Genomic DNA, 24,380 nt, shown 5'->3' on the forward strand with positions numbered 1-24,380 from the left:
GAAAAGTGCCAAATTTTTAACTTAATATCTATTAATGAAAAAAATACTTTTACTTCTTAGTTCGGTACTGTTTTTCAGTTTGTCTGCCCAAAAAAAGGGGAAAGACTACACGAATATTTTGAAAAGCAATAATATTTACGAAATCAATGCTTTTTTGAGGGATGCTCATCCTGATGACCCAAGAAGATCGGTACTGAAACCACGGGTCATGGACATGATGAAAGAATACATTAAAAATGCACATCCTGAGGATCAGAAAGTAAAAGACATGCAGGAAATGCTTGCCCTGTTGAGAAGAAGACCCTCTACAAAGATCAGTTTTGATGAAATGAATGCCATCATCAAGCAGAAACAGATCGCAAAATACAAAGCAGAACTCGCCGCAAAAAATCATACTGCCGTTTTCACCCCAAGCAATACTCAAAACACCTTTGTAGTGAATACCACAGCTAATACAGCTGTTCCTGATGCTGAAGCAGAGGAATTCAATATGCTGATGGCTGTATCTCCGGTAGAACATCAGAACAGAACCGTTAAAATTCTTAATTCCTTATTTGATAATGACCCTAATACCAAAGAATGTATTGTTCTGATTCAAAATAAATCGGACTGTAATATTATTGTCAGAATGGAAAGTGTAGGAACCATTAAATACAGACTTGCAGTACCTGCCAAAGGAGAAAGCTCGATCGTGATAGAAAAAGGACAGTACCTTTTCACCAGTCTTGTCTGCGGTGCTCAGTACGCTTCACAAAAAACAGTCCAGCGACCGATCATGGTAGCACTCGGAAGTGCAGTATCTCAATAATCAGGATATTAAACACCTTCTTAGGATCTCTTTTCCCTTTAAAAAACAAAACTCTATGTAAATTTTACTATTTTTGCAGTCATTTTAAATGACTCATGGGCAAGAATAAATTAGCAAGATTTGCAGAAAACAAAGTATTACCAAACGTTATCCAACCTACAAGAGAAGATGCCTTGAATGGCTTTGAACTGAAAGGAAACTGGAGAAAGGATTTTTTTAAAAATGACAACCCAATTGTATTGGAATTAGGCTGTGGAAAAGGGGAATATTCTGTAGGGCTTGCAAAGACCTTTCCTGAAAAAAACTTTATCGGGATTGATATTAAAGGGGCCAGATTCTGGTTCGGTGCCAAAGAAGCAGTGGAGAACAATATGAATAATGTCGCTTTTTTAAGAACGCAGATTGAACTTGTTGACCATTTCTTTGCTGAAAATGAAGTGGATGAAATCTGGATTACATTCCCTGATCCACAGATCAAGTATAAAAGAACCAAACATAGATTGACCCATCCTGACTTCTTAAACCGATATAAAAAGTTTCTGAAACCGGGTGGTATTATCCACTTAAAGACTGATTCTGAATTTTTACACGGATATACCTTAGGCTACCTGCAGGGGGCAGGTTATGAAATCCTTACCGCCCACCATGACATCTATGGTGCCCCGGAATATGACCCTAATACCGAACATTTAAGGGATATCAAAACCTATTATGAGGAACTGTTTTCAGCGAAAGGGAAGACTATTACTTACATCAAATTCCGAATCAGCTGATGAAATAACTTATAATGATGAAAAAAAATTGTTTAACGATTTTATTCTTCACGTTCCTGTTCCCGGTTTTTACCTATGCACAAAAAAGCAGTAAAGATATCCTTAAAAGTATAAACATCAAGGAAATTGAAGAGTATCTGAAGAAAGCACATCCCGACGATCCTAAAAGAAGTGTGCTGAAACCTAAGCTTATTGCCTTGAAAAATGCTGAGTGGACCAAAGGGGCCCGCAATGCCAGACCCATGGAAGCAAGGCCTGTCATCTCTGATATTCCCAAAAGTGCTATGAGAAATCCCAACTCTTCTGATGCTGAGGAATTCAAAAGATTAATAGCGGAAACATCTGCTGAACATAAAGAAAAGACGGTCAAACTTCTCAATGCAATGCTTAGTGAAGATATTACCAGAAAAGAAGCCATTCTTTTATTTAAAAATAATTCTGACTGCAATATTGTTCTAAGGATTGAAGGAAAGGATTACTATAACTTAGCTGTTCCTGCTCACGGAGAAAACTTCATTATCATCAATAAAGGCTCTTATACTCTGAACAGCAATGTTTGTGACCTGAAATACTTTTCCCAAAAGGAGATTAAAAAAAGTATATTTGTAACGATTGATAATCCCGGCCCGCTAAAGACAGAAACTGATAAGAGCAAAGCGTCAGAAACCCGGGAAACCGCTCCTGTAAAAACATCTGAAAAAAAGAAAAGCAAAAAATAAACTGCTATGAAAAAGCTATTAGTCCTTACCGGGCTCTCTCTTATCCTGGCCAGCTGTAGTGTCAACTATGGCAGTTATCCTGTAAGAAACCCCTATCCTTCTAATAATTCGGGTAATGCAGCCAATACACAGAGAGAATATAACGAACTGATAAAGACTTATAAACCTGAAACCGCAGAAGTCCTTAATGATCTTCTTAACAATGATGATCCTTCCAACCCTAGGACATCTATTTCTATAGAAAATAAGTCTCCTTGTAATATGGTACTTACTGTAAGCGGAAATAATTTCTTTAAAAAGATTCCTATAGCCGCCGGAAAAATAGGGTATACCATGCTTCCTAAAAATCAAAATTACAGACTGTCCGGAATCCTTTGTAATTCTACCTATCAGTCGACAAAATTTATAACAAGCTCTTATGCAATAAAGCTTTCCAACTAAATGCATCGGGTCTTTGTCTCTCTTTGTTATTTCTATTTACCAAGCCAAATCTGGACATTTTAACCCATTTATAATACAAAAAAACGCTGGACGAGAATCCAGCGTTTTTTCTATAATAAAGAAAATCTTTAATTATTCTGCATCGAAATCAGCATCTGTATCAGCAGATACTTTTTCTCCTTCTTCTTTAGATTTTTCTTTGTCAGCTTTTCTTTGAGACTGACCTTCTTTGATAGACTCAGAAACTACGCTAAGAATCATATCAATAGACTTAGAAGCATCATCGTTTCCTGGGATAACGAAATCTACTTTTCTAGGGTCAGAGTTTGTATCAACGATACCGAAAACTGGAATACCCAATTTCTTAGCTTCAGTTACCGCGATGTGTTCTCTTAAGATATCAACTACAAATACCGCAGAAGGAAGTCTAACCATGTCAGCGATAGAACCTAAGTTCTTCTCTAAGTTAGCTCTTTGTCTGTCAACTTGTAATCTTTCTTTTTTAGATAAAGTTTCGAACGTACCGTCTTTTTTCATTTTGTCGATAGCATTCATCTTCTTTACAGCCTTTCTGATAGTAACGAAGTTCGTTAACATACCACCTGGCCATCTTTCTGTAATATAAGGCATGTTAAGTTCTGAAGCATGTTTTGCAACCACTTCTTTCGCCTGCTTTTTAGTCGCTACGAATAAAACTTTTTTACCTGCAGAAGTTAATTTCTCTAAAGCGTTGCAAGCTTCATCTAATTTAACTGCTGTTTTATGTAAGTCTACAATGTGAATACCGTTTTTCTCCATAAAAATGTATGGAGCCATATTTGGATTCCACTTTCTCGTCATGTGACCGAAGTGTACACCAGCCTCTAAAAGGTCTTTTACATTTGCTTTTGCCATGTTTTCTGTTTTTGTTAGTTTACTTTCCGTCTTTTAAACAATCAACAACTTCTTTAGATGGGAGAAGCGTTTGGATGCTAAACGTAACGGGCAATTGGCGGTTTGCTTTTCGCTTTTGGCAATTTGCTTTTCGCCGAGATTAAGTTTAAATAAAATGTAGTACATTTCTGTAGCCAATAGCCAATAGCCATTCGCCAACAGCAAATCTTAACGTTTTGAGAATTGGAATCTCTTTCTTGCTTTTTTCTGACCTGGCTTCTTTCTTTCCACCATTCTTGCGTCTCTTGTAAGTAAACCAGCTGGCTTCAATGCTAATCTGAACTCAGCGTTGATTTCGCATAAAGCTCTTGAAATACCTAATCTGATAGCTTCTGCCTGACCTGTATTTCCACCACCGAATACGTTTACGGTAACGTCATACTGACCAACAGTCTCAGAAAGGATAAACGGTTGGTTTAATTTGTAAACCATCACGTCTGTAGAGAAATATTCTTTAGCATCTTTACCGTTTACTGTAATGTTTCCAGAACCTGGTCTTACATAAACTCTTGCTACAGAAGTTTTTCTTCTTCCGATTTTGTGAACTATAGACATAATTAATTATTTAAATTCGTTAACATTAATTGTTTTAGGCTGTTGAGCTTCATGTTTGTGCTCAGTTCCTTCATATAAATAAAGATTTTTAAGGATAGCAGCTCCTAATCTGTTTTTAGGCAACATCCCTTTTACAGATTTCTCTAATACCTTTAAAGAATCTTTCTTTTGAAGTTCAGCCGCAGTCATAGACTTCTGCCCACCAGGATATCCTGTATGCCAGATATAAGTCTTATCAGCCCACTTGTTTCCGGAAAGTGTAATTTTCCCAGCATTCAAAACGATTACGTTATCACCACAATCTACGTGAGGTGTAAAATTCGTTTTGTGCTTACCTCTCAAAATCTTTGCAACCGTAGAAGCTAATCTACCTAACGGCTGTCCTTCAGCGTCTACCACAACCCATTCTTTATTAGCAGTAGCTTTGTTCGCTGAAACAGTTTTGTAACTTAATGTATTCACACGTTTTAGTTAAAGATTAAACATAATTTACCCCTAAAAGGGTGTGCAAAGGTACAAATTATTTTTGTAACCGAAAAACATATTTTATTTAATCTATAGAATATCCATTTTCAATCCCGCATTTAATAGATTTTAACACAGTTCCATGCTTTGGCACAAATCTTGTAAAATGTTGCAGCGATGAAAAAAAAGAGTAGCCGATTCTAAAAACACAAATGGTAAAGCAAAGAGTTTGGTCCCTCAACTCTTTCTTTTTTTGACTTCAATGCAATGATTTTCATAAAAGCTTATTGATATCATTATTTTATGCCATGAAATAATTATATTTGCCTCAAACTGTTGTCATGAGCCACGGAAAGATCAGAGAAGATAAAACCTGCCTGAACTGCGGGCATTACGTTGAACAGAGATTCTGTCCCCATTGCGGACAGGAAAATATCGAAAGCAGGCAGCCTTTTCATTTTCTCTTTACTCATTTCATCGAAGACTTTACCCATTACGATGGGCAATTCTGGAAAACCATACAATATCTGTTTACCCGGCCGGGAAAACTGACCAAGGAATATCTTGCCGGTAAAAGACAAGTGTATGTAGCTCCCGTAAAATTATATATCTTTATCAGTTTCATCACATTCCTTCTTCCGGCGATACTACCAAAATCTAAAGAAACAGCTGACAAACCAGATAAAATTAAAATTAAAGTAACAGCAGCAAAAGATAAGAAAGCCCTCTCAAAAGACATTCTGGAAGACCTGCGGAAAGAAGGCGTTTTATCTAATGAAACCGCGGCGCACACAAAAAAAATGGTTGATACTTTACAGGATTCAACACAGGAAAGACACAGAGATATTATTGAAAGTACACTGAATACAGAAGAAGCCTCCATTCTGAATGCCTACAGCATGAAAGAGTATGACGCTCTTCAGGCCAAAGACAATACCGGACTCTACAAGGTTGCGCATCCGGTCGCTAAAAAAGTATTTGCCCTGAAAGAAGAAGGATTCAATAAAAAGCAGATATGGGAAAAGTATAAAGAGAACTTCATCCATACGATTCCGAAAGCTCTTTTTATATACCTTCCGGTCTTCGCATTCTTTTTATGGCTGTTCCATAACAAACAAAAATGGTGGTATTTTGATCACGGCATATTTACCCTTCACTATTTTTCATTCCTGTTGTTAGGAACCTTATTAGTTATTGTGGGAGAAAGAATTGTCAGTCTCTTGCCTGACAACAGTTTAATCACCTTACTCAGTATTTTAGGCTGCATGGCACTGATCACCTATATGTCTGTTTATTTCTTTGTGGCCCACTACAGGGTATATGAAACAAGAAAAGGGGTCAGCATTCTGAAAGGTTCATTATTATTCATCATCAATTATATCGGATTGATTCTGATGCTGCTTGTACTGATGTATCTCAGTTTTATCATGCTTCATTAATCAGCTTCGGAGAGATTTATTTCCTCTAAAGCTTGCTATTAAATAATAAGCTACAAATACGGTAGAAAACTTCAGAATAGAAGGGATAGCCAATTCAATAGTAAAAATTAAAGTTCCCACAAGAACCAAAATTCCCATGCCTACAAATGATAACCCCAGTTTCTGAGGCAGTGTAAAATCAGGGGTATCCAGATAATAGGCAATGCCCCAGGCAGAGCCAAAAGCAATGGCATAATACATATCCAGCCCGATATTTTGCGAACTTAAAAAGAAATAATTGATCAGGAAGCTTACTACCGTTCCTAAACCAAAGTACATCAAAGCTTTTTGCATATCTCTAAAAATATTCTGCAAAAGTAGAGAATTTAATTTGACAATTTAAAGATGTGCTCATTTGAAAAAATCCTTGCTCCTTATTCTAATCCGTCCATTCCCGAACTCTCCAAGCTAAAACCGGGGAGTTTTAATTAAATACGATTACACAAATAGATAACAATCAAACATTTAAAACCAAACACAGGGTTCTTTTTTTATTATTATATTTGGAAACTTAGAAACTTTCTAAAATTTTTATGGAAACCCAAAAATATACTCCAACCAACAAAGTAAGAATCGTAACGGCTGCCTCCTTATTTGACGGGCATGATGCTGCGATCAATATTATGCGTCGTGTTATTCAGGGAACTGGATGCGAAGTGATCCACCTGGGACACGATAAATCAGCTGAGGAAGTTGTCAATACAGCAATTCAGGAAGATGCCAATGCTATTGCACTGACTTCATATCAGGGAGGTCACAACGAATATTTTAAATATATCTATGACCTGTTAAGAGAAAAAAACTCACCACAGATCAAAATCTTTGGCGGCGGTGGCGGTGTAATCCTTCCGGAAGAGATCAAAGAGCTGATGTCTTACGGAATCGACAGAATTTATTCTCCGGACGATGGCCGGGAACTTGGTCTTCAGGGAATGATTGATGACTTGGTAAAGAGATCAGATTTTGCTACAGGAAAAGATGTGACGGCTGAAGATTTAGACTCCATCAAATTTGAGAATTCAACAAGTATTGCCAGAGTTATTTCTGCTGTTGAAAATTTCTCGGAAGAAAAGCCGGAATTGGTAAAAGCAATCGATGAGCAATCCAAAGACCTTACTATTCCAATCATTGGGATCACAGGTACCGGAGGAGCCGGAAAATCTTCTTTAACAGATGAATTGGTAAGACGTTTCTTACGTTCCAATACCGATAAAAAAATTGCCATTATCTCCATTGACCCTTCGAAAAAGAAAACCGGAGGAGCACTTTTAGGAGACAGAATCCGTATGAACGCGATCAATGATCCAAGAGTTTATATGCGTTCTATGGCCACCAGAGAAAATAACGTTTCCGTTTCTCCATTCATCCACTCTGCATTGAATGTATTGAAACTGGCACATCCTGATGTCATCATTTTAGAAACTTCAGGTATCGGACAGTCCGGTTCGGAAGTGTCTGACTTTGCTGATGTATCGATGTATGTAATGACCCCTGAATATGGAGCCTCTACACAGCTGGAAAAAATTGACATGTTAGATTATGCGGATTTAGTGGCATTAAACAAATCTGACAAACGGGGAGCTCTTGATGCTCTTCAGGCTGTAAGAAAGCAGTTCCAGAGAAACCATCTTTTATGGGAAAGTCAGCTGGAAGACATGCCTGTGTATGCCACCAAGGCATCTCAGTTCAATGACCACGGAACAACGGAACTTTATAACAGACTCATTTCAAAAGTCAATGAAAAATTTACAGAATTACACTTAAATACATTTGTTGAACAGGAAATTACCGATGAAGTAACAATCATTCCTCCAAAAAGAGTCCGTTATCTTTCTGAAATTGTTGAAAACAACAAACAATATGATGCCAACATTGAAAAACAGGCTGAATTAGCCAGAACAATGTATCATATTGAAGGGATAAAAAATATTATTTCCAATGAAACGTTAGAGTCGGAATACCAAAAGGCGGAAAAAGAACTTCAGCAGGAAAATATCGACTTCCTAAAGACCTGGGATGATACGAAAAAAGCTTTCCACGCAGAATTCTATTCTTATTTTGTAAGAGGAAAAGAGATTAAAGTGGAAACTTCAACAGAATCTTTATCTCACCTGAGAATTCCTAAGATTGCCTTACCAAAATACAATGACTGGGGCGATCTTATCAAATGGAAGGGACAGGAAAATCTTCCCGGAAGCTTCCCTTATACAGCCGGAATTTATCCGTTCAAGAGAACAGGGGAAGATCCTACAAGGATGTTTGCCGGAGAAGGAGGCCCGGAAAGAACCAACAGAAGATTCCACTATGTTTCTGCAGAAATGCCTGCAAAACGTTTATCTACAGCTTTTGACTCTGTAACATTATACGGACAGGATCCGGCTTTACCACCGGATATTTATGGGAAAATCGGAAATGCGGGAGTTTCTATTGCGACCTTGGATGATGCTAAAAAACTATACTCTGGATTCGACCTTGTGAATGCATTGACTTCGGTTTCAATGACGATCAACGGCCCTGCTCCAATGCTGTTGGCATTCTTCATGAACGCTGCCATCGACCAGAATGTTGAAAAATACATCCGTGAAAATGGTTTAGAAGCGAAAGTGGAGGCTAAGCTTAAAGAAAAATTTGACGATAAAGGTTTAGAAAGACCAAAATATAATGGAGAACTTCCTCCGTCCAATAATGGTTTAGGACTACAGCTTTTAGGGATTACGGGAGACGAGGTTATTCCGGCTGATGTGTATTCCGAAATTAAGGCCAAAACAATCGCTACCGTTCGCGGTACCGTTCAGGCTGATATTTTAAAAGAAGACCAGGCGCAGAACACCTGTATTTTCTCCACTGAATTTGCCCTGAGATTAATGGGTGACGTTCAGGAATATTTCATCAAAGAAAAAGTAAGAAACTTCTACTCTGTTTCCATTTCAGGATACCACATTGCTGAAGCAGGAGCCAATCCAATCTCACAGCTGGCATTTACACTGGCTAACGGGTTCACATATGTGGAATACTACCTAAGCCGAGGTATGGATATCAATGATTTCGCTCCTAACCTATCTTTCTTCTTCTCTAACGGTATCGACCCTGAATATGCAGTGATCGGACGTGTAGCCAGAAGAATCTGGGCTAAAGCCATGAAACTGAAATACGGAGCAGACGAAAGAAGCCAGATGTTGAAATACCACATCCAGACTTCAGGACGTTCTCTACATGCTCAGGAAATTGATTTCAACGATATCAGAACAACGCTTCAGGCATTGTACGCCATTTATGACAACTGTAATTCATTGCATACCAATGCTTATGACGAAGCCATCACCACTCCTACCGAGCAGTCTGTAAGACGAGCAATGGCTATTCAGCTGATTATTAATAAAGAATTAGGATTAGCGAAAAACGAAAATCCACTTCAGGGATCATTCATCATTGAAGAATTAACGGATTTAGTGGAGGAAGCTGTGTATGCAGAATTTGACAGGATTACTGAAAGAGGAGGGGTATTGGGAGCCATGGAAACCATGTACCAGCGTTCTAAAATCCAGGAAGAGTCCATGCATTATGAATGGCTGAAACATACCGGAGAATATCCGATCATCGGGGTGAATACCTTCCTGGGGAAAGACGGTTCACCAACAGTACTTCCGGGAGAGGTTATCCGTTCTACCGAAGAGGAAAAACAGGCCCAGATTGAAGCGCTCCACAACTTCCAGAAGGCTAATGACGGAAAGTCTGAAGAAGCTCTGAAAAAACTCCAACACGCTGCCATCAATCAGCAGAACTTATTTGAAGTAATGATCGATGCGGTAAAATACTGTTCTTTAGGACAGATCACCAATGCTTTATTTGAAGTGGGCGGTAAATACAGAAGAAATATGTAATCCGTACCGGACCAAGCATTATAAATTAAAACCTCAAGGAATTTCTTTGAGGTTTTTTTGTATTTTTAATTCTAAAACTAATTCATGAAAACGATAACCCTAAAAAAAAGTTTGAAGAGAATCCCGCTTTTATTCACCACTTGCCTGGCCCTGATTTTATCTGCTCAAAAAAGAGTTGAAGAATTTACCATCAGCCTGCCCGCCAAAAAACTGGAAAAAAGCTATTATACAACGCTCCAGCTTATTGATAAAAGAACTGACACTGCTTCATTAGGAATTGTACAGCAGGGACTTTTAAATGCTAAAGCCAAAGTGATTCCCACCACCAGTCTTTCCAGTCAGTTTCAAGGTGTTCTGAATAGCATCAATGGAGGAAATGCAGAAGGAGGCACTCTGGTTCTCTACTTAAAGCAATTGTATTTTGCAGAGATTACGGCCAGACTCAGTGAGCATGGATATTGTTACTTCCAAAGCTATTTATTTTCAAAAAATGAGGACGGAACCTTTTCTCTGATTGACCAAACAGATACGGTAATTGATCACAAGGCCAATGATGTCACCCGGGAAACACTTCAGAAAGGAAGTGATATGCTGATTGATTTTATCCGCAAAAATGCTGCTAAAAAACCGGAAGCCACCCATCGCTACACTTATGAGCAGGTTAAAAATTTTGATAATACGGCAAAAGAATCAATCCCGTTTTACAGCATATCTCCATTGAAAGATGGGGTATACAAGGGATACCATTCATTACAAAACCAACAGCCGGACAAAGAAATTTCCAGTGTCAAATTTTATGGTAATGCTCCCAAAATTGTAAGAATTTATGAGACCGTAGACGGAAAAGAAAAAGAGATCAGGAAAGATGACATCTATGCTGTGGTCTATAAAGGAGAGCCTTATATCTACCTTTCCATAGAAAAGCTGTTTACAAAAGCTGAAAAAAGAGATCAGGATTATTATTTTATTGGAAAAATGAGGTCGAATTCAAATGCAGGAAGCATGATGATAACAGGAGCTGCATTTTTTGGAGCTATCGGAGTTTTACTCATGACCAATCCTGCTTATCCTTTCGAAATGAAAATTGATTATTTCAATGGAGGATTTATTCCGGTCAAAGAAATTCAGAACAAAAATTATTAACAAAATCTCCTTATTTTTGGGAGATTTTTATTATATCATGAAACCAAAAGCCCTATTCAACTGGAGCAGCGGAAAAGATTCTGCCCTTGCCCTTTACAAAATGTTACAGGAAGACCGGTATGAGGTAAGTACTCTGCTGACAAGTATCAATAAAGAGTTTCAAAGGATTTCCATGCATGGCGTTCATGTCTCTCTTTTGGAGCAGCAGGCTTCAGCCCTCGGTATTCCTCTGGTAAAAATGGAGCTTCCGAAAGAGCCTTCCATGGAAGAATATCAGGAAATCATGAATACAACGATGTCTGAGATACAGGCTCAGGGGATTACCCACTCTATTTTCGGAGATATTTTTCTTGAAGACCTTCGGACATACAGGGAAGAACAATTAAATGCTATCGGTATGAAAGCGGTTTTCCCTCTTTGGAAGAAGGATACCTCAGCCCTCATCCATGAATTCTTAGATCTTGGTTTTAAAACGATCGTCACCTGTGTGAACGGGACCTATCTGGACAAAAGTTTTGCAGGCCGGATTATCGATCACGATTTCATTAATGATCTCCCCGAAAATGTAGATCCATGCGGGGAAAACGGGGAATTTCATACTTTTACTTTTGATGGCCCTGTCTTTAAAAACCCTATCCGGTTTGAAATTGGAGAAACGGTAAAGAAAACGTATCCTAAGCCCAAAACGGAACCTGAAGAAGAGGATAGCGAATATATTTTCTGGTTCAGCGACCTGGTTTTAAAATAAGTTCAGCATTATTTCCGGGGGATTTCAAGATTCAAATCTCGGAAAATAATATCAAAAGTGAAATCTCCTTTTATTTTGCTTTAGCCACGGATACAAGAATCTCTTTATGAGTGCATTTGTGCTGATTTCATATGTATTCAACATGCTTTGTCATTCTTAGCATGCATTTTGCATCCCTTTGAAACTCCTGAAGATTTCACTATCTTTAGGAAACTATTGATAACATTTAACACAAACACCCGTGATCAAAAATTTAGCATTCCTGTTATTTTTCTGTTTTTTACTGTCTTGTAAAACCGAAACTCCCAAGGCTTCCCCTGTTGATAAAAAAGCAGTCATTGACTCTACTATCACCGCTTTTCAGAAAACACTTTTAGAACAGCAGATTGATTCTGTCTTTACAAAATACCGTTTTAACGGAAGTATTGCTGTTTTTAAAGATTCCCTGCAGCTGTACAGAAAAGAAAGCGGGTATTCCAACTTTAAGAAAAAAATAAAGATCGACAGCAATACCGTCTTTGCTATAGGTTCGGTAAGCAAACAGTTCACCGCAGCAATGGTTCTGCTTCAAATGGAACAGGGAAAGCTCAATGTTACAGATAAAGCATCAAAATACCTGAAGGAATTCAATAATAAGGACTATGAAAACATTACCATTCACCAGCTGCTGAACCACACTTCAGGATTGAATCTACTGGGTGGAAAGCTGATGTTTAAAAGCGGTTCTGACTTTTTCTATTCGAATGACGGTTTTAATGCCTTAGGAAAGATTGTTGAAACGGTATCCGGAAAATCTTATGATGAGAATGCAAAGGAACTCTTCAAAAAAGCAGGGATGGACAGTTCTTCCACCGGAGATAGTTTTACTGGAAATAATTTTGCAAGCGCCTATCTTGGAAACGGGAATACCGCTGAAGAAGTTCCGAATATGCCGAAAAGATTAGGTGGAAAGGAAATAGGAATTCCTGCAGGAGGAATACTTTCCACCATTCAGGATCTTCACCGCTGGAATGATGCTCTTTATAACGGAAAAATCTTAAAACCGGAAACCCTTAAACAGTTTATGGCCCAGAGTGCCGAAAGACGCCATGCCATCTTTGGCAAAATGGGATATGCCTATGGAATCATGCTGAATACAGGAAAACCTGCAGCTTATTTTCACAGCGGGTACATAAAAGGTTCTCCTTCCCTGAACATTTATTATCCGGAAACAAAGACCTCTGTGATTATTCTGTCTAATATTGCCGATGAGGAAAAAGGAAAAGCCCAGACCTTCAGACCGCATATTGAAGTAAAAAAGATCACGGACCATCTTGAAAATACATTGATACAGCTTAAGCAGAAAAATTAAGTATCTTTAGATCTTACGAATGTCATTGGAATGAAAAAACTGTATTTCATAGCCATCTATCCACCTGAAGAAATGATAGAGGAGATTAAGGTCTTTAAAAGAGACTTTGCGGAAGAGTACGGCAATTCCAAGGCATTGAAAAATGATGCTCACCTTACCCTCTTCCCTCCATTTTTCAGAGAGATTGAACTTGAAAATGATATTTTCACGGCATTCCGGAAAATTGACACTCAAATGCCACCTTTTGAAATAGTAATGAACGGCTTTGGAAGTTTCCCCAATCCTAAGAATCCTGTGATCTTTGCTCAGCCCGAAAATAATGCGTGCTTAACTGAGCTTTACCAAAGAGTCACACAACAGTTCAATTTTGCCAGGTATTCTTTCAATCCGCATATGACAGTAGGTTACAGAGACCTTACCTGGGAAAATTACCTTAAAGCGTGGGAAAAATATGAACACAAAGAATATAAAACTAAATTTTTAGTTGACAAAATATCACTTCTCCGCCATGATGGGAAATGGATTCCTATTGCAGAAAAGAACCTGGAAAACAAGTAAAAAAAACCGGCTGTTGAGGCCGGTTTTTATATTGTATATCTCGTCCTGAAAAGACTATAATCTCTAAAAATAGTTCTGTTTATTCTTTGATGATCTTCTGGGAAATGATCTGCCGCTCATCTTCTGTCACAGTAAGAAGGTAGGAACCGGAAGGAACATTTTTGATGTCAACAAATACCGTTGACGGATCTTTTAATTCAAATCTTGCAGGAATCAGCTTTCCTGAAACATCATGTATCTGAACCCCGACATTCTTCGAAAAATCCTGTTTTCCCCTGATATAGAATTCTCCGTTCATCGGATTGGGGTAGATGCTGAATTTTCTTTCTTCCGCTTTTACACTGGCTATTTTAAGAGCTGTTTTACTTAAGGTCCAGCTGATATTGGTAAAATGAAGAGTACTGTGGTTATCCACTTTCAGAAGCGTACTGTTATCGGTTACAGAGAAGAGCAATGTATTATTTCCACTATTAAGCTGGGGAGGTGCTATGGTTACTGTATTGCCGGTTACACTGAGCGTTGTACCGTTCAGCTTCCAGGTATTCACCAGAGTATTGGGAATCGGAAGAATCTCGTTAACGGTAAAAGTAATATTGGTGCTGGCGTTAACAGTCGTATTATTGGCAGGAGTATAAGAATCTACGGGAGAAACCAGCGAGTGGATCCTTTCTATGATGGCTTCTTTACAAACGGAGCAGAACTGCTGGTTAAGATACCTCATCTCACAACTCTGGTGGGGTCTGAACCAGGTCGGGCTTTCGGTGTAAGGATAAACGCCCACACTATTCACTCCTACCCAATTTTTCCACTTTACTGTGGCCGGATTGGATGTTTTTGTTTTGTTGGGAGATTCAAGGGAACCGGCAAACCAATATTCATCGGCCAGCTTTCCAAAGGAATGTCCCAATTCATGAACTACAATTTCGCTGGCAGCTCCATTAAGGGATGCAAAAGCATATGTTCCTCCACAGCCTCCATATTCTGTAGAATTCCCCAGAACATAGGTGATGTCATAATCCGGAATATTCGCAGCCAGTACCTGTCCTACTTTATTGGTGGTATTGCTGTAGATACATCTGTGGACACCTACATCAAAGGTTGATCCCAGATAATTATTAGGATTAGAAACAGGGATTGCAGGCTCTGTAACGTCTGTCGCGGTTCCCGGATGCTTTACTCCTGATTCCGTTGAAATTACTTTAACGGCGTAGGCATTGAAATAGTTTTTATACTCTTTGTAGGGACTCTTCGTAAAAAGATAATCCACCGTTGACTGTGCGGATGACACAAATGACGTTTGCTGCGCTGAGGTAAATCCATCTCCTAAAATGGCAATGACCACACGCTTATCATTACTTCCGCTCTGCAACAGGGGAACTTTGTCAAATACCTGTCCAAAACAACTGCTTCCAATAAGAAGGGATAATAAAATTTTTTTCATGATTATAGTTTTTGAGTGAATAATAACTGTAGTCCGGAATCTGTGGCTTTTTCAATTTTTACCAGCTGAATGTTTTCAGCATACGGAAATCTGACACTGAATTCTGCATTTTGAAGAGGAGCTCTATGCCTGGACAGTCCTTCTTTCTCGTAAACTTCCAGCTCAGGATTCAAAGGATCTTTTACCCGCTGCTGTGCTGCTTCTTTTCCATCCGCACCCATCAACGTAATAATAAAATCTCCGGTCTGCACCTCATTTCTATCAAAGGAAGGGGTGATTTTCAGTCTTCCTTCTGAAATTTTAGTTTCCTGAAGGGTGATTCTTTCATTTCCGGATCTGTCTTTATCTGCCTTGAAGAACAAATACATAATACGGTCGCTTTTTTCTACCGTATTTTCCACTGTTACGCTCCTGACGGAAGCCAATCCGCTCTCTTTCTGGAAACTACAAAACAGAAAGGCAGGAACAATTAATAAGTTTACTAAATTTTTCATAATCATTTTTTTTAAAATTAATAAAGATTTACATACAAATCACTATTCTTTGAATTTTTTTTTAGTATTATAAAAAGTAAAGAAAGTCCTATCTTTGACCCAATGATTTCAGAGAAAATAATTTTAGGTATTGATCCCGGAACTGCAGTGATGGGATTTGGTCTTATTTCCGTTAAAAAAGGGAACATGGAGATGATTTCCATTCATGAACTGATCTTAAAAAAATATCCTAACCACGAAACCAAGCTTAAATATATCTTTGATAAGACGTTAGCCCTTATTGATGAATTTCATCCTGATGAAGTAGCCCTCGAAGCTCCTTTCTATGGAAAAAACGTGCAGAGTATGCTGAAGTTGGGACGGGCACAAGGGGTAGCGATGGCAGCCAGCCTTTACCGGAATATTCCTATCACTGAATATTCTCCCAAAAAGATTAAAATGGCCATCACCGGAAACGGAAACGCCAGTAAAGAACAGGTTGCAGGAATGCTGCAAAATCTTCTTAAACTAAAAGAGTTCCCCACAAAATATTTAGATGCCTCCGACGGTCTTGCTGTCGCCGTATGCCACCATTTTAATTCGGGAACGTTAACAGATACAAAATCCTATTCCGGCTGGGAAAGCTTTCTGAAACAGAATCCGGGTCGATTGAAATAAAAAAAGCCCTTTTTCAAGGACTTTTACAATTTAGTTATTTAAAAATTTCTTAGATCTGTTTTTATCCGAGTACCTGATAATGAACGCTCCTTCAGGAAGTTCTCTGCTGATCTGGATTTCATGGGCAGCATTTCCTTTCTGGATCAGTTGGCCACTTATAGTATAAATCTGGTAATTTCCAAATGCCTCATTCCTGTTTCCGACCAGTCTGAGTTTATTTTGAGATTTCAGATATACGATTTTGGCTTCAGAAGCCCCTTTCACCTCTGATGTACTCAGTTCAGCACTGATAATTCTCACTGCATAATCTTCCATCTGTCCATATTGCAGCTGGGAACAAGCCGTCACATCCGGAAGAGTGGCACCTCCATAGGTTGCCGCATCTACAGCAATTCTCATTCTCAGATAAGTTCCTGTTACAGCTCCTGCAGGAGGGATAATATTGCCGGTAATAGTGTTACCCGTTCCTGTCGCCATGGAGTTGGATGTATTGTTCACGACCAACTCAGCATCTTCAAATGTTCCGTTGTTATTATAATCTATCCAAACTTTTGTTTTAAATTTTTCTGCCTGGCCAAACCCGTTTTCATAATAAACTTTCAGCGGTGTACCTGAGCCGGATGGTATATCTGTATAATAAGCAGGTCTGATACAGTTTGCCGCAGCATAATCATCATAAAACTTAGGAGAAGCCTCATCAGAATCATAGCCATTGGTCATACTGCTGATGGAGGCAAACTGAACCCTTGTAGGTCCTACCGCAAAGTTATTGTTGGCCGGATTTACAATTCCTGCCGGATTACACTGGGTGGCCACTACAGAAACAGGTGATGGAATCACAACAGAAGGGTCCTGAGCTGCAGTTGAGTTCATTAAACCTTTCCTATACTCCATCATGAGCATGATTGCTCTGTCTCTCTGCCCCTCAGTAAATTTACGGTTGGAATTGGTGTAGTTCATTACATTATACTGAGTTCCATCATAATTCTGCCCGGTACATGGATCTGTGCTGGTATTTCCCGGTACAGCAATTCCATACATGCTTCTTGAGGGGGAAGTATCACAAACCCGGTCCCCGTCTGTTGCACAGTTATTATTTACAGGACAGGCAGTCTGGTTGGTATAAGAAATTCCCTGGAAAGTATGGTATAAACCAAAGGCGTGCCCCAGCTCATGAGTAAGGGTTGTATCATTCAGGTTCTTAAGCGTGGCTACCTTCATAAAACTTTCATAAAAATAATCGTAGGAATCCGGGAACCTTGCATACCCCATCAATCCGCCGGCGTTTTGCTGCTGCCCATCAAACCCTATCACAATATAGATATTGAAATAAGACGTCTCCGGCCAGTGAGGTGCCAATGTTTTAATAGCGCCGTCACTGGCACCGTTTCCTCCTCCACTGGAATCAACACCTCTTGTATCATACAAAGGAATTGAGCTTCCGTTATATCTTACAATACCGCTGGTAGGCAGGCAGCCTGGAGATCTTTTGGCCAGTACCAGTTTAAATGGAATCACATTTCCTCCTGCTGCTCCAGCTCCTTCCGGATAAAAACCATTTCCATAGGTGGTTGCATACATCTTATTCGCTCTATCGATCCAGTCTTTGATATTCTGATCGGTCAGGCTTAAATTGGCATTGGCCACTGCACTTGACTCTATAACATGTACGACTACCGGAATTTCAAACACCTGTCCGGTATACAAACCGTTCCATGAAGTACTTCCTCCCACTTTATTGAGAAAGGACTGCTTGTCCATACTCCTTAATTTAGTTTCTACTTCTTCTCTCCTTTTTTTAATTCCGGAAATTTCATGTCCATTTTTGTCATTTCAGTATCAAAACCACAATAATGATCATGACTTTGAGAAAACACATTAATAAACAACAAAAACAGAGAAATAATATTAATTTTCTTCATTCAAATTACTTTTTATTGATTAATTCACCGCTAAAATAGCATTTTGAAAGTAAAACATCAAAAATAAAACCCACAAAAATGAATTATTTTTTAACATATCCTTATTAAAACCTGCTTCAATTCTGCTGATCATCCATTATTGCCAAAAAGATAAGAGTATCATTTTTAAAATGGCAGACAAAAGACTTTGAAGCGGTACTCCTATTTTACTTTTCTTTCCATAAAAAATGCCCCTAAAAAAGTGCTGTCATCACTAGATATGAGCGTGAGAAAGTAAAAACCATCTATGTAGGAGGCTACAAAACTGGCATTGAAAGTGTCTTTGGATTATCTTGTAGGGTCTAAAGATATTCTTTGGAAAAAGTATTGTTTTTAATATTGATATACAAAAACTAAAAGAGAATGATAGATGGCATATCTTCGCTCTTCCGGATGTGCTCCTTAGACAAACTAAGTTGCAAAGCATTTATAAAATAATCTCCAATATATTAACCTCTGTTGTTTCGGCAAGCTTATTATTATATTGAATATTTAAAATTATATATTAGTAGTAATGGCTTTTTAGGGCTTGCTACCAAATGATAATAAGGATCTAAAAAATTATTTGGAATAGTTTTATCAAAAGAATATAACCCTTTTTTCGCCATCAATACATAATCTTCCAGATATCTTTCATCAACTCCTGAACCAAATATTTTGATTAATAATCCATCAAGTTCGGGATTAATCATTACATCAGATATTTCTGGTAAATTTCTAAAATAATTAACTAGCAATTCATGATTCTCTTTAGATTTAATTACTGAATCAGGTAATTTACCTCCTCCAGAAGCCATAAACGACACATAAATTCCGTCTGTAAAAAACCAGTCTATATCTAAAATTAGTTGTTCTATTTCAGTATACATATATTATTATTTTTCAAAAGTTGCTTTACCATTATCATACATAGGAATAACTTTTCCTACTTCGGTAAAATTGATTTATGATTGGGAAAGCCTATGTTTTTTTATCAGTTATACACTATCAGATTTAAAAAATTCTAATCTTACTGATTTTACATTTATAACCCCTTGCTCTAGATTTTCAGGGTATTCGTCTAACTCTGTTCCTAATGTTAAGTGTATATGATCTTCACTTTGCTTAACAAATTTTAAATATTCTATTAATTCCTCTATTCCTTGTTTATCAACAATAACCTCTAATTGTTCAGGAACACCACTATAATTTATAAATGATATCATATTAATCTTCTTTTGTTGGTAATTTTTTCTTAGGTGGCATGTTTTTAGGCTTAGGATTTGGATAGTTAACATCAATATGTGCAGGCTCTACTTTTTTTCCCGTTTTTCCTGATTTTCCAGTATCTACATTATATGAATAACCAGATTTCTTATTTTTATAAGAAGTTGAACCACTTTTAGGGTCTGTATAAACTTTATCTAATTTTCCTTTGTTAACTTGTTTTTCCATTGCATTATTTACCTGCGAAGTAGTTTTTGTTTTGAACTGATTTCCTAAGCCAGGATCTTTAGCATTTCTTATACCTTTAATTCCTCTTCCCAGCCCATCTGTAGCTGCAACAATAACAACTTCTGCTGCTTTTTCTCCTGTTATTTTCCCTGCTGTTTTAGAATCTCCTTGTATCAGTGCTCCTGCTGTTTTAGCTGTTCCATAAATACCAAATGTCATAGAATTAGCCACACTATCACCATAATCACTCCAAGTGTAATTGTTAACTGCATTTTTTGTCCCATCAATAGGATGAGCTATGAAATTTCCAATTCCTTTGAATGTTCCGACAAAGCCTCCTTTTACCCCAGTAAAAAATTCATTACAACAATCATCATCTCCACCATCATCCGGTGCTCTTCCATCAGGATCCGTTAGACTGATCGGATTATTATAAACATAGGCATAAGGATCTTCTGTATCTTCAACTAACGGGTCTAATTGCATCCAACGACCAACATCAGGCATATATTGCCTCCAGCCATAATCATACATTCCTGTCTCCTGGAGTTCCTTGCCATTGTACTTATACTGATAAGCAGGGTTCCCCGCCAACACATTCACCCCTCATGTTTTAATCCAAAAGAATAATAATTGTTTTCTTCAATGATCTCAACTCCTGATCCGTTATTCATGTAACTTAATCGTACATTTCCTAAATGGTCAGTATCGTTGTAAATATACTTATTTTCAAATAACGAAGTGGACAAACTGGTGGACGTTCACGGTGCTGTCATCGCTAGATATGAGCGTGAGAAGCTCTGGAAGCGCCTTTCGATTATCTCGTAGGTTCTACGCATATTCTACTGGATAAAAATATTGTAGCTAAAATTTTAGACATACAAAAACTAAAAGAGAACGACAGACAACACGTCTTCGCTCTACTGGATGCGTTCCTTAAGCAAACTAAATTGCAAAGCATTTTATAAAACAACAAAGCCACCTGATCGGTGGCTTTCTTATTTTATTTATCTTTTTCTTTATATCGTGTAAGAATTAAAACACCCTTGTAATTACCATCTTTTCCATCTTGTAAAATGATAGTGTCTTTATTGTAGTAAAGTATCTTTCTATTAAACTTATAATAATATCCACTTTTTGGATTTCTTACAGAGCTTATACTAACTACTGAATCATTGATAACGAACCATTTTCCAGGATTGTACATATCACTTCTTGGTATTGTGTCCAGATTTTTAGTAGTAAAATTATTTATATATTGAATTTGTTTTCCGTCTTTGAAAAACTCAAAGACTCTAAAAGGATAAAACGCTTGAGAACAATGTGTACTATCAATATTGTAACTGTACCATTTTTTGCTGACTTCTCCTGCAAAAACTGACTTTATTTTATCTTGCTTATTTTCTTTACAGGAAAATATAAAGAAAACTAAAAAGAGATAATTATTCTTGGGGATATTTAATATCTTCATATGTTTTTGTTGGATAAGTATTATTTCCTGCACTGACAGTTATTGTTGTACTGGTTGGCAAACCATTTCCGCCATTATATGGTGTAATAGTCACACCTCCTGTATTTCCATTATTATATTCGTTAATCATATCCATAGGATTATTACCATAACTGGATTCTTTTTGTGCTGCATTGAGAACTCGCTGTCCAAAACTTGCTGCTTGCCCAACTCGATAACTTTCTGTCGCTTTACCAAAATCAGGATTCTTAGCTTCATTTAAATAAACAGTTGCTTGATCTACAAACTTATATTTATCTGCGGGAATATTTTCATTTTTATGACCTCATGTATTCACTGGACGGACTTATACAGCATGCTAAAAATAGATTAGCTTATAAATAAAGAAACCTCGCAATTATGCGAGGCTTCTTCTATCTATACTGACTCCAGTCTATTTGGCTCATCAGATAAAATGAGTAAACCAAATTGCTGATTATTAATAATACTATTCCAAAAACTATCCAGCTCCCAAGTCTATTCTTATTCTTAGGTAACCTGTCAAATTCAGCATTGTATCCCTTCCAAGTATCTTTATAATCCAATGTAAAATAATTAAACCCAATAATAATTAATAGAGGTATATATATAATAGGCATTGAAATAGAAAGTTCTACAGCCGTTTTTGTATAAGTAGCATAATACGCTCCCAATGACATTAAGACCCATATCTCTAAAACAATCATAACAAAACCCGCTTTAAAAGATGTGAGAAAGCTTCCTCCTGATAACTCTGAAGTATATTCTATAGAACGATAAATCTTATAGAAAAAATAATAATAGCTTTTTTTTATAAACTCCATAATATTTACTGTTTCATAGCTCCTGGAAATGCTTGCCAGTTGGGATCTATTGCTTTATTTTCCTGATATAATCTTTCCTGATCTGTCGCTGCTCCTGCCCATCCTCCCGGATAAAAAGCATCTATACCAAAGTAAACCGTAGAAATAATCGCTCCCGGAGGTCCTCCCCAAACACCAATTGCTCCCATTGTTGTATTTAATCCTGCTTTTGCCGGATGAACGGCATTCGGAGAATTTGGATTCTGTGTGTAATTCCAAACACCAACTCCGTCCATTACAACACCTGCTCCAAAAGACGCTTTACTTAGTATTCCTCCCCATCTTCCCACTTTAGAAATAGGGATTGTAGCTTTTGTGGCTGGCATTTTCCCAAACAAGCTAAGATTTCTGCCACTTAACTGATAATTTCCGGCTAATCCTCTTCTCAGACCTGTAGCATACATTTGCTCAGAATTTATAATCCCTTTAAAACCAGCTATCGTAGCTCCTGTGCCAAAAGCCCAGTTCGCTTGTCCGCCGGGACCATACCAGTTTGTTGTTTCCGTTGTTTGTGGTTTTGCTTTTCCTGTAATTAGTACAGATTCCTGTACGCCATCATTCGCAAAGTTTTCTCCAGAACTTTCTGTTCCCATGGTATAGCTAACATGATTCGTTTTATCATTGATTGAATAAGAACCATCATCATTTCTGTTTATAGAACCAGTAATTCCATGTTCTCGTCTATAAGCTCTTGCTTCTTTTCTGGTTTCAAATAAGCCTGTAGGGTCAGCAAAGTTCACTGGATTATCAAATCCGAAACGATATGGTGTAAGCGTAGGTAATATTTCAGAAAGTCTGTCCATCCCTGTAAATCTACCTATGTCGGGCATATAATGACGGAAGTCCATTGCGTACATTCCTGTCTCCTGTAATTCCTTTCCATTGTACTTATAGTGATATGAACTTGCAACTATTTTATTTCAAAAGGAACATTGTTTTTAAACTCCTTAAAAATGTCTATACGTTTCTTTGGTGGATTCGATAATAGTTCTCCTTTATAGTCAATATAGTATTTTACTATATTGACTAATTTCAAATCCTCTTTACTATTAACGCTTTTTAAATCTCCCTTATATTTATGCGTCTTTTCTATAACCTCAATTTTTGTAGGATAAAATTTATAGATTAACTCTGCTTGACCTGTTTCTCCATAAATATTTATTTTACTTTCATAAATTTTTTTACGTTTATAGATAACTACTGCTTCTGAGCCTTCAGAAGAAATACCATCAATATTATAAGTGATTATGGTATCTTTTTTTATTAAGCTTTCTTGTAGTAGAGGAACAGTATCAGAACTTGAGTTATTTTGATCTTTTGCATTGCAACTTATCACTGTCAGTAATAAAAATATTATATTTTTCATAGTCTTAATATTGGTAATCCACTCTTTTTTGGTAATGCTTGCAGCTGTTTTAATGTTTTTCCGTGTAAATTTTGGAAGTGAGGTCTATCTAAAAATTTCCATCTACCTCCCCATTCAAGACCTCTACTTTCTCCCATTCGACCGATTAAATCCCAATTCTTTGTTTCCCAATTCAGTTTTCCATTTTCCATAGGAACTACATCAGCTGCTAATCCAAAATTGTGATTACTTTGACCTCCTTTTGCTTTTGTTACAATACTTCCAGGTGCAGTTCTGCCTTTTGCATATAATTTATCCTGTTCTTCAACTGATCTAAAACCATCCGTTATTCTTAAATCTACATCAAATCTATATTTTGCCATTAACAAGAATGATTTCATCTGATTTTGAATAGAAGGATGAAGAGAAGCTATTTTTTTGTCAGTAGATTCACTACCTGTACTAATATCTTCATATGCTTGCCAAGTTTGATTTGCTTTATATCCTTCAGAAGTTAGAGTTGTCATACCTCCTTCTCCAAAAACATATGCTGTTTCTACAGTATTCGCTCTAGCTACTTTATTTCCGTTTTTATCTGTATCATAATCAACCCAACGATATCCTGCTATATTTTCTTTATCATTAAGTTTAACAACTTCACCTTTTTTATTTATAGGCTCCCAAGATTCACCATTAGGATCTATTAAATTAATAGGGTTATTTACGACGTAAGCATATGGTGAGTCATTAAAATATTTTTCCGCAAGCGGATCAATCGCACCCCATCTTCCCAAGTCAGGCATATAGAATCTAGCTCCGTAGTCGTACATTCCTGTCTCCTGT

Annotated in this window: 25 protein-coding genes and 2 pseudogenes; 11 read left to right on the forward strand and 16 right to left on the reverse strand. The window is 37.5% G+C overall.

Features of this window, described 5'->3' with window-relative positions; genetic code table 11:
• Window positions 1-34: 34 nt before the first annotated feature.
• The 4 genes from MUW56_RS07985 to MUW56_RS08000 all read left to right on the forward strand — a co-directional run bounded on the left by MUW56_RS07985 (window position 35) and on the right by MUW56_RS08000 (window position 2,741).
• A complete protein-coding gene (locus MUW56_RS07985; RefSeq protein WP_292012695.1) occupies window positions 35-808 on the forward strand; it encodes a DUF6759 domain-containing protein in 774 nt (257 codons plus the stop codon).
• Between the two features lie 95 nt (window positions 809-903).
• On the forward strand, window positions 904-1,581 hold the full coding sequence (gene trmB / locus MUW56_RS07990) for a tRNA (guanosine(46)-N7)-methyltransferase TrmB (RefSeq protein WP_292012696.1): 678 nt from the start codon (window positions 904-906) through the stop codon (window positions 1,579-1,581).
• A gap of 14 nt (window positions 1,582-1,595) precedes the next feature.
• The gene (locus MUW56_RS07995; RefSeq protein ID WP_292012697.1) at window positions 1,596-2,300 is read left to right on the forward strand and encodes a DUF6759 domain-containing protein; all 705 of its coding nucleotides are present in this window, start codon (window positions 1,596-1,598) and stop codon (window positions 2,298-2,300) included.
• 6 nt (window positions 2,301-2,306) lie between these two features.
• Entirely contained in the window at window positions 2,307-2,741 is a 435-nt protein-coding gene (locus MUW56_RS08000; protein ID WP_292012698.1) for a DUF6759 domain-containing protein, read from the forward strand.
• 132 nt (window positions 2,742-2,873) lie between these two features.
• Here MUW56_RS08000 and rpsB read toward each other — a convergent pair whose 3' ends face one another.
• The 3 genes from rpsB to rplM form a co-directional block, all read right to left on the reverse strand.
• The gene (gene rpsB, locus MUW56_RS08005; protein WP_002976219.1) at window positions 2,874-3,635 is read right to left on the reverse strand and encodes a 30S ribosomal protein S2; all 762 of its coding nucleotides are present in this window, start codon (window positions 3,633-3,635) and stop codon (window positions 2,874-2,876) included.
• 207 nt (window positions 3,636-3,842) lie between these two features.
• Window positions 3,843-4,229, reverse strand: a complete 387-nt coding sequence (rpsI, locus tag MUW56_RS08010) for a 30S ribosomal protein S9 (RefSeq protein ID WP_047373582.1) — start codon at window positions 4,227-4,229, stop codon at window positions 3,843-3,845.
• A 6-nt stretch (window positions 4,230-4,235) separates the two neighbouring features.
• Entirely contained in the window at window positions 4,236-4,691 is a 456-nt protein-coding gene (rplM, locus tag MUW56_RS08015) for a 50S ribosomal protein L13 (RefSeq protein WP_027375420.1), read from the reverse strand.
• Between the two features lie 344 nt (window positions 4,692-5,035).
• Here rplM and MUW56_RS08020 point away from each other — a divergent pair, with 344 nt between their 5' ends.
• Window positions 5,036-6,133, forward strand: coding sequence for a DUF3667 domain-containing protein (locus tag MUW56_RS08020; RefSeq protein ID WP_292012699.1), 1,098 nt, complete (start codon window positions 5,036-5,038; stop codon window positions 6,131-6,133).
• Here MUW56_RS08020 and MUW56_RS08025 read toward each other — a convergent pair whose 3' ends face one another.
• Window positions 6,134-6,466: a hypothetical protein gene (locus tag MUW56_RS08025; RefSeq protein ID WP_292015390.1), complete on the reverse strand. Its 333-nt coding sequence runs from the start codon at window positions 6,464-6,466 to the stop codon at window positions 6,134-6,136.
• Window positions 6,467-6,705: 239 nt separating this feature from the next.
• On the opposite strand from MUW56_RS08025, the gene MUW56_RS08030 reads away from it, so the two are divergent.
• From MUW56_RS08030 to MUW56_RS08050, 5 genes are all read left to right on the forward strand, one after another.
• Window positions 6,706-10,053, forward strand: a complete 3,348-nt coding sequence (locus tag MUW56_RS08030) for a methylmalonyl-CoA mutase family protein (RefSeq protein ID WP_292012700.1) — start codon at window positions 6,706-6,708, stop codon at window positions 10,051-10,053.
• Between the two features lie 84 nt (window positions 10,054-10,137).
• Window positions 10,138-11,196, forward strand: coding sequence for a hypothetical protein (locus MUW56_RS08035; protein ID WP_292012701.1), 1,059 nt, complete (start codon window positions 10,138-10,140; stop codon window positions 11,194-11,196).
• Window positions 11,197-11,233: 37 nt separating this feature from the next.
• The gene (locus tag MUW56_RS08040) at window positions 11,234-11,944 is read left to right on the forward strand and encodes a diphthine--ammonia ligase (protein ID WP_292015391.1); all 711 of its coding nucleotides are present in this window, start codon (window positions 11,234-11,236) and stop codon (window positions 11,942-11,944) included.
• 241 nt (window positions 11,945-12,185) lie between these two features.
• Window positions 12,186-13,295 carry a serine hydrolase gene (locus MUW56_RS08045; protein ID WP_292012702.1) on the forward strand — a complete coding sequence of 370 codons (1,110 nt, stop codon included), beginning with the start codon at window positions 12,186-12,188 and terminating at the stop codon, window positions 13,293-13,295.
• Window positions 13,296-13,325: 30 nt separating this feature from the next.
• Window positions 13,326-13,853 carry a 2'-5' RNA ligase family protein gene (locus MUW56_RS08050; protein WP_292012703.1) on the forward strand — a complete coding sequence of 176 codons (528 nt, stop codon included), beginning with the start codon at window positions 13,326-13,328 and terminating at the stop codon, window positions 13,851-13,853.
• Window positions 13,854-13,932: 79 nt separating this feature from the next.
• Here MUW56_RS08050 and MUW56_RS08055 read toward each other — a convergent pair whose 3' ends face one another.
• Together MUW56_RS08055 and MUW56_RS08060 are read right to left on the reverse strand one after the other, a co-directional pair.
• The gene (locus MUW56_RS08055; RefSeq protein WP_292012704.1) at window positions 13,933-15,294 is read right to left on the reverse strand and encodes a M64 family metallopeptidase; all 1,362 of its coding nucleotides are present in this window, start codon (window positions 15,292-15,294) and stop codon (window positions 13,933-13,935) included.
• 2 nt (window positions 15,295-15,296) lie between these two features.
• On the reverse strand, window positions 15,297-15,788 hold the full coding sequence (locus MUW56_RS08060; protein ID WP_292012705.1) for a hypothetical protein: 492 nt from the start codon (window positions 15,786-15,788) through the stop codon (window positions 15,297-15,299).
• Window positions 15,789-15,890: 102 nt separating this feature from the next.
• Here MUW56_RS08060 and ruvC point away from each other — a divergent pair, with 102 nt between their 5' ends.
• Window positions 15,891-16,445 (forward strand): crossover junction endodeoxyribonuclease RuvC, encoded by a 555-nt coding sequence (gene ruvC, locus MUW56_RS08065; RefSeq protein WP_292012706.1) that lies wholly within the window; start codon window positions 15,891-15,893, stop codon window positions 16,443-16,445.
• Between the two features lie 30 nt (window positions 16,446-16,475).
• On the opposite strand, the gene MUW56_RS08070 is transcribed toward ruvC, so the two are convergent.
• The 10 genes and pseudogenes from MUW56_RS08070 to MUW56_RS08115 form a co-directional block, all read right to left on the reverse strand.
• Window positions 16,476-18,206, reverse strand: a complete 1,731-nt coding sequence (locus tag MUW56_RS08070; RefSeq protein WP_292012707.1) for a GEVED domain-containing protein — start codon at window positions 18,204-18,206, stop codon at window positions 16,476-16,478.
• 679 nt (window positions 18,207-18,885) lie between these two features.
• Window positions 18,886-19,275, reverse strand: a complete 390-nt coding sequence (locus tag MUW56_RS08075; RefSeq protein WP_292012708.1) for a hypothetical protein — start codon at window positions 19,273-19,275, stop codon at window positions 18,886-18,888.
• A 108-nt stretch (window positions 19,276-19,383) separates the two neighbouring features.
• Window positions 19,384-19,611, reverse strand: a complete 228-nt coding sequence (locus tag MUW56_RS08080) for a hypothetical protein (RefSeq protein ID WP_292012709.1) — start codon at window positions 19,609-19,611, stop codon at window positions 19,384-19,386.
• A gap of 628 nt (window positions 19,612-20,239) precedes the next feature.
• Window positions 20,240-20,574: pseudogene (locus MUW56_RS08085) on the reverse strand (RHS repeat-associated core domain-containing protein); the annotation flags it as partial.
• Window positions 20,575-20,843: 269 nt separating this feature from the next.
• Window positions 20,844-21,311, reverse strand: a complete 468-nt coding sequence (locus MUW56_RS08090) for a hypothetical protein (RefSeq protein ID WP_292012710.1) — start codon at window positions 21,309-21,311, stop codon at window positions 20,844-20,846.
• Window positions 21,283-21,621: pseudogene (locus MUW56_RS22815) on the reverse strand (hypothetical protein); the annotation flags it as partial. The gene MUW56_RS08090 and the pseudogene MUW56_RS22815, both read right to left, overlap by 29 nt.
• A gap of 103 nt (window positions 21,622-21,724) precedes the next feature.
• Window positions 21,725-22,153: a hypothetical protein gene (locus MUW56_RS08100; RefSeq protein WP_292012712.1), complete on the reverse strand. Its 429-nt coding sequence runs from the start codon at window positions 22,151-22,153 to the stop codon at window positions 21,725-21,727.
• A 5-nt stretch (window positions 22,154-22,158) separates the two neighbouring features.
• Window positions 22,159-23,106 carry an RHS repeat-associated core domain-containing protein gene (locus MUW56_RS08105; protein WP_292015392.1) on the reverse strand — a complete coding sequence of 316 codons (948 nt, stop codon included), beginning with the start codon at window positions 23,104-23,106 and terminating at the stop codon, window positions 22,159-22,161.
• Window positions 23,103-23,558 (reverse strand): hypothetical protein, encoded by a 456-nt coding sequence (locus MUW56_RS08110; RefSeq protein WP_292012713.1) that lies wholly within the window; start codon window positions 23,556-23,558, stop codon window positions 23,103-23,105. The genes MUW56_RS08105 and MUW56_RS08110 overlap by 4 nt, the downstream gene beginning before the upstream one ends.
• Window positions 23,555-24,367: a M15 family metallopeptidase gene (locus MUW56_RS08115; RefSeq protein WP_292012714.1), complete on the reverse strand. Its 813-nt coding sequence runs from the start codon at window positions 24,365-24,367 to the stop codon at window positions 23,555-23,557. The genes MUW56_RS08110 and MUW56_RS08115 overlap by 4 nt, the downstream gene beginning before the upstream one ends.
• Window positions 24,368-24,380: the final 13 nt, after the last annotated feature.

This window comes from Chryseobacterium sp., from assembly GCF_022869225.1.
Lineage (GTDB): Bacteria > Bacteroidota > Bacteroidia > Flavobacteriales > Weeksellaceae > Chryseobacterium.

Coding starts and splice junctions, on each gene's coding strand:
- MUW56_RS08070 (WP_292012707.1), bottom strand. CDS start 18,206: ATGGACAAGCAGTCCTTTCTCAATAAAGTGGGAGGAAGTACTTCATGG.
- MUW56_RS08035 (WP_292012701.1), top strand. CDS start 10,138: ATGAAAACGATAACCCTAAAAAAAAGTTTGAAGAGAATCCCGCTTTTA.
- MUW56_RS08100 (WP_292012712.1), bottom strand. CDS start 22,153: ATGGAGTTTATAAAAAAAAGCTATTATTATTTTTTCTATAAGATTTAT.
- rpsB (WP_002976219.1), bottom strand. CDS start 3,635: ATGGCAAAAGCAAATGTAAAAGACCTTTTAGAGGCTGGTGTACACTTC.
- MUW56_RS08080 (WP_292012709.1), bottom strand. CDS start 19,611: ATGATATCATTTATAAATTATAGTGGTGTTCCTGAACAATTAGAGGTT.
- MUW56_RS07995 (WP_292012697.1), top strand. CDS start 1,596: ATGATGAAAAAAAATTGTTTAACGATTTTATTCTTCACGTTCCTGTTC.
- MUW56_RS08115 (WP_292012714.1), bottom strand. CDS start 24,367: ATGTACGACTACGGAGCTAGATTCTATATGCCTGACTTGGGAAGATGG.
- MUW56_RS08110 (WP_292012713.1), bottom strand. CDS start 23,558: ATGAAAAATATAATATTTTTATTACTGACAGTGATAAGTTGCAATGCA.
- MUW56_RS08025 (WP_292015390.1), bottom strand. CDS start 6,466: ATGCAAAAAGCTTTGATGTACTTTGGTTTAGGAACGGTAGTAAGCTTC.
- MUW56_RS08075 (WP_292012708.1), bottom strand. CDS start 19,275: ATGTATACTGAAATAGAACAACTAATTTTAGATATAGACTGGTTTTTT.
- MUW56_RS08000 (WP_292012698.1), top strand. CDS start 2,307: ATGAAAAAGCTATTAGTCCTTACCGGGCTCTCTCTTATCCTGGCCAGC.
- trmB (WP_292012696.1), top strand. CDS start 904: ATGGGCAAGAATAAATTAGCAAGATTTGCAGAAAACAAAGTATTACCA.
- MUW56_RS08055 (WP_292012704.1), bottom strand. CDS start 15,294: ATGAAAAAAATTTTATTATCCCTTCTTATTGGAAGCAGTTGTTTTGGA.
- ruvC (WP_292012706.1), top strand. CDS start 15,891: ATGATTTCAGAGAAAATAATTTTAGGTATTGATCCCGGAACTGCAGTG.
- rpsI (WP_047373582.1), bottom strand. CDS start 4,229: ATGTCTATAGTTCACAAAATCGGAAGAAGAAAAACTTCTGTAGCAAGA.
- MUW56_RS08090 (WP_292012710.1), bottom strand. CDS start 21,311: ATGAAGATATTAAATATCCCCAAGAATAATTATCTCTTTTTAGTTTTC.
- MUW56_RS08030 (WP_292012700.1), top strand. CDS start 6,706: ATGGAAACCCAAAAATATACTCCAACCAACAAAGTAAGAATCGTAACG.
- MUW56_RS07985 (WP_292012695.1), top strand. CDS start 35: ATGAAAAAAATACTTTTACTTCTTAGTTCGGTACTGTTTTTCAGTTTG.
- MUW56_RS08050 (WP_292012703.1), top strand. CDS start 13,326: ATGAAAAAACTGTATTTCATAGCCATCTATCCACCTGAAGAAATGATA.
- MUW56_RS08060 (WP_292012705.1), bottom strand. CDS start 15,788: ATGAAAAATTTAGTAAACTTATTAATTGTTCCTGCCTTTCTGTTTTGT.
- MUW56_RS08040 (WP_292015391.1), top strand. CDS start 11,234: ATGAAACCAAAAGCCCTATTCAACTGGAGCAGCGGAAAAGATTCTGCC.
- MUW56_RS08020 (WP_292012699.1), top strand. CDS start 5,036: ATGAGCCACGGAAAGATCAGAGAAGATAAAACCTGCCTGAACTGCGGG.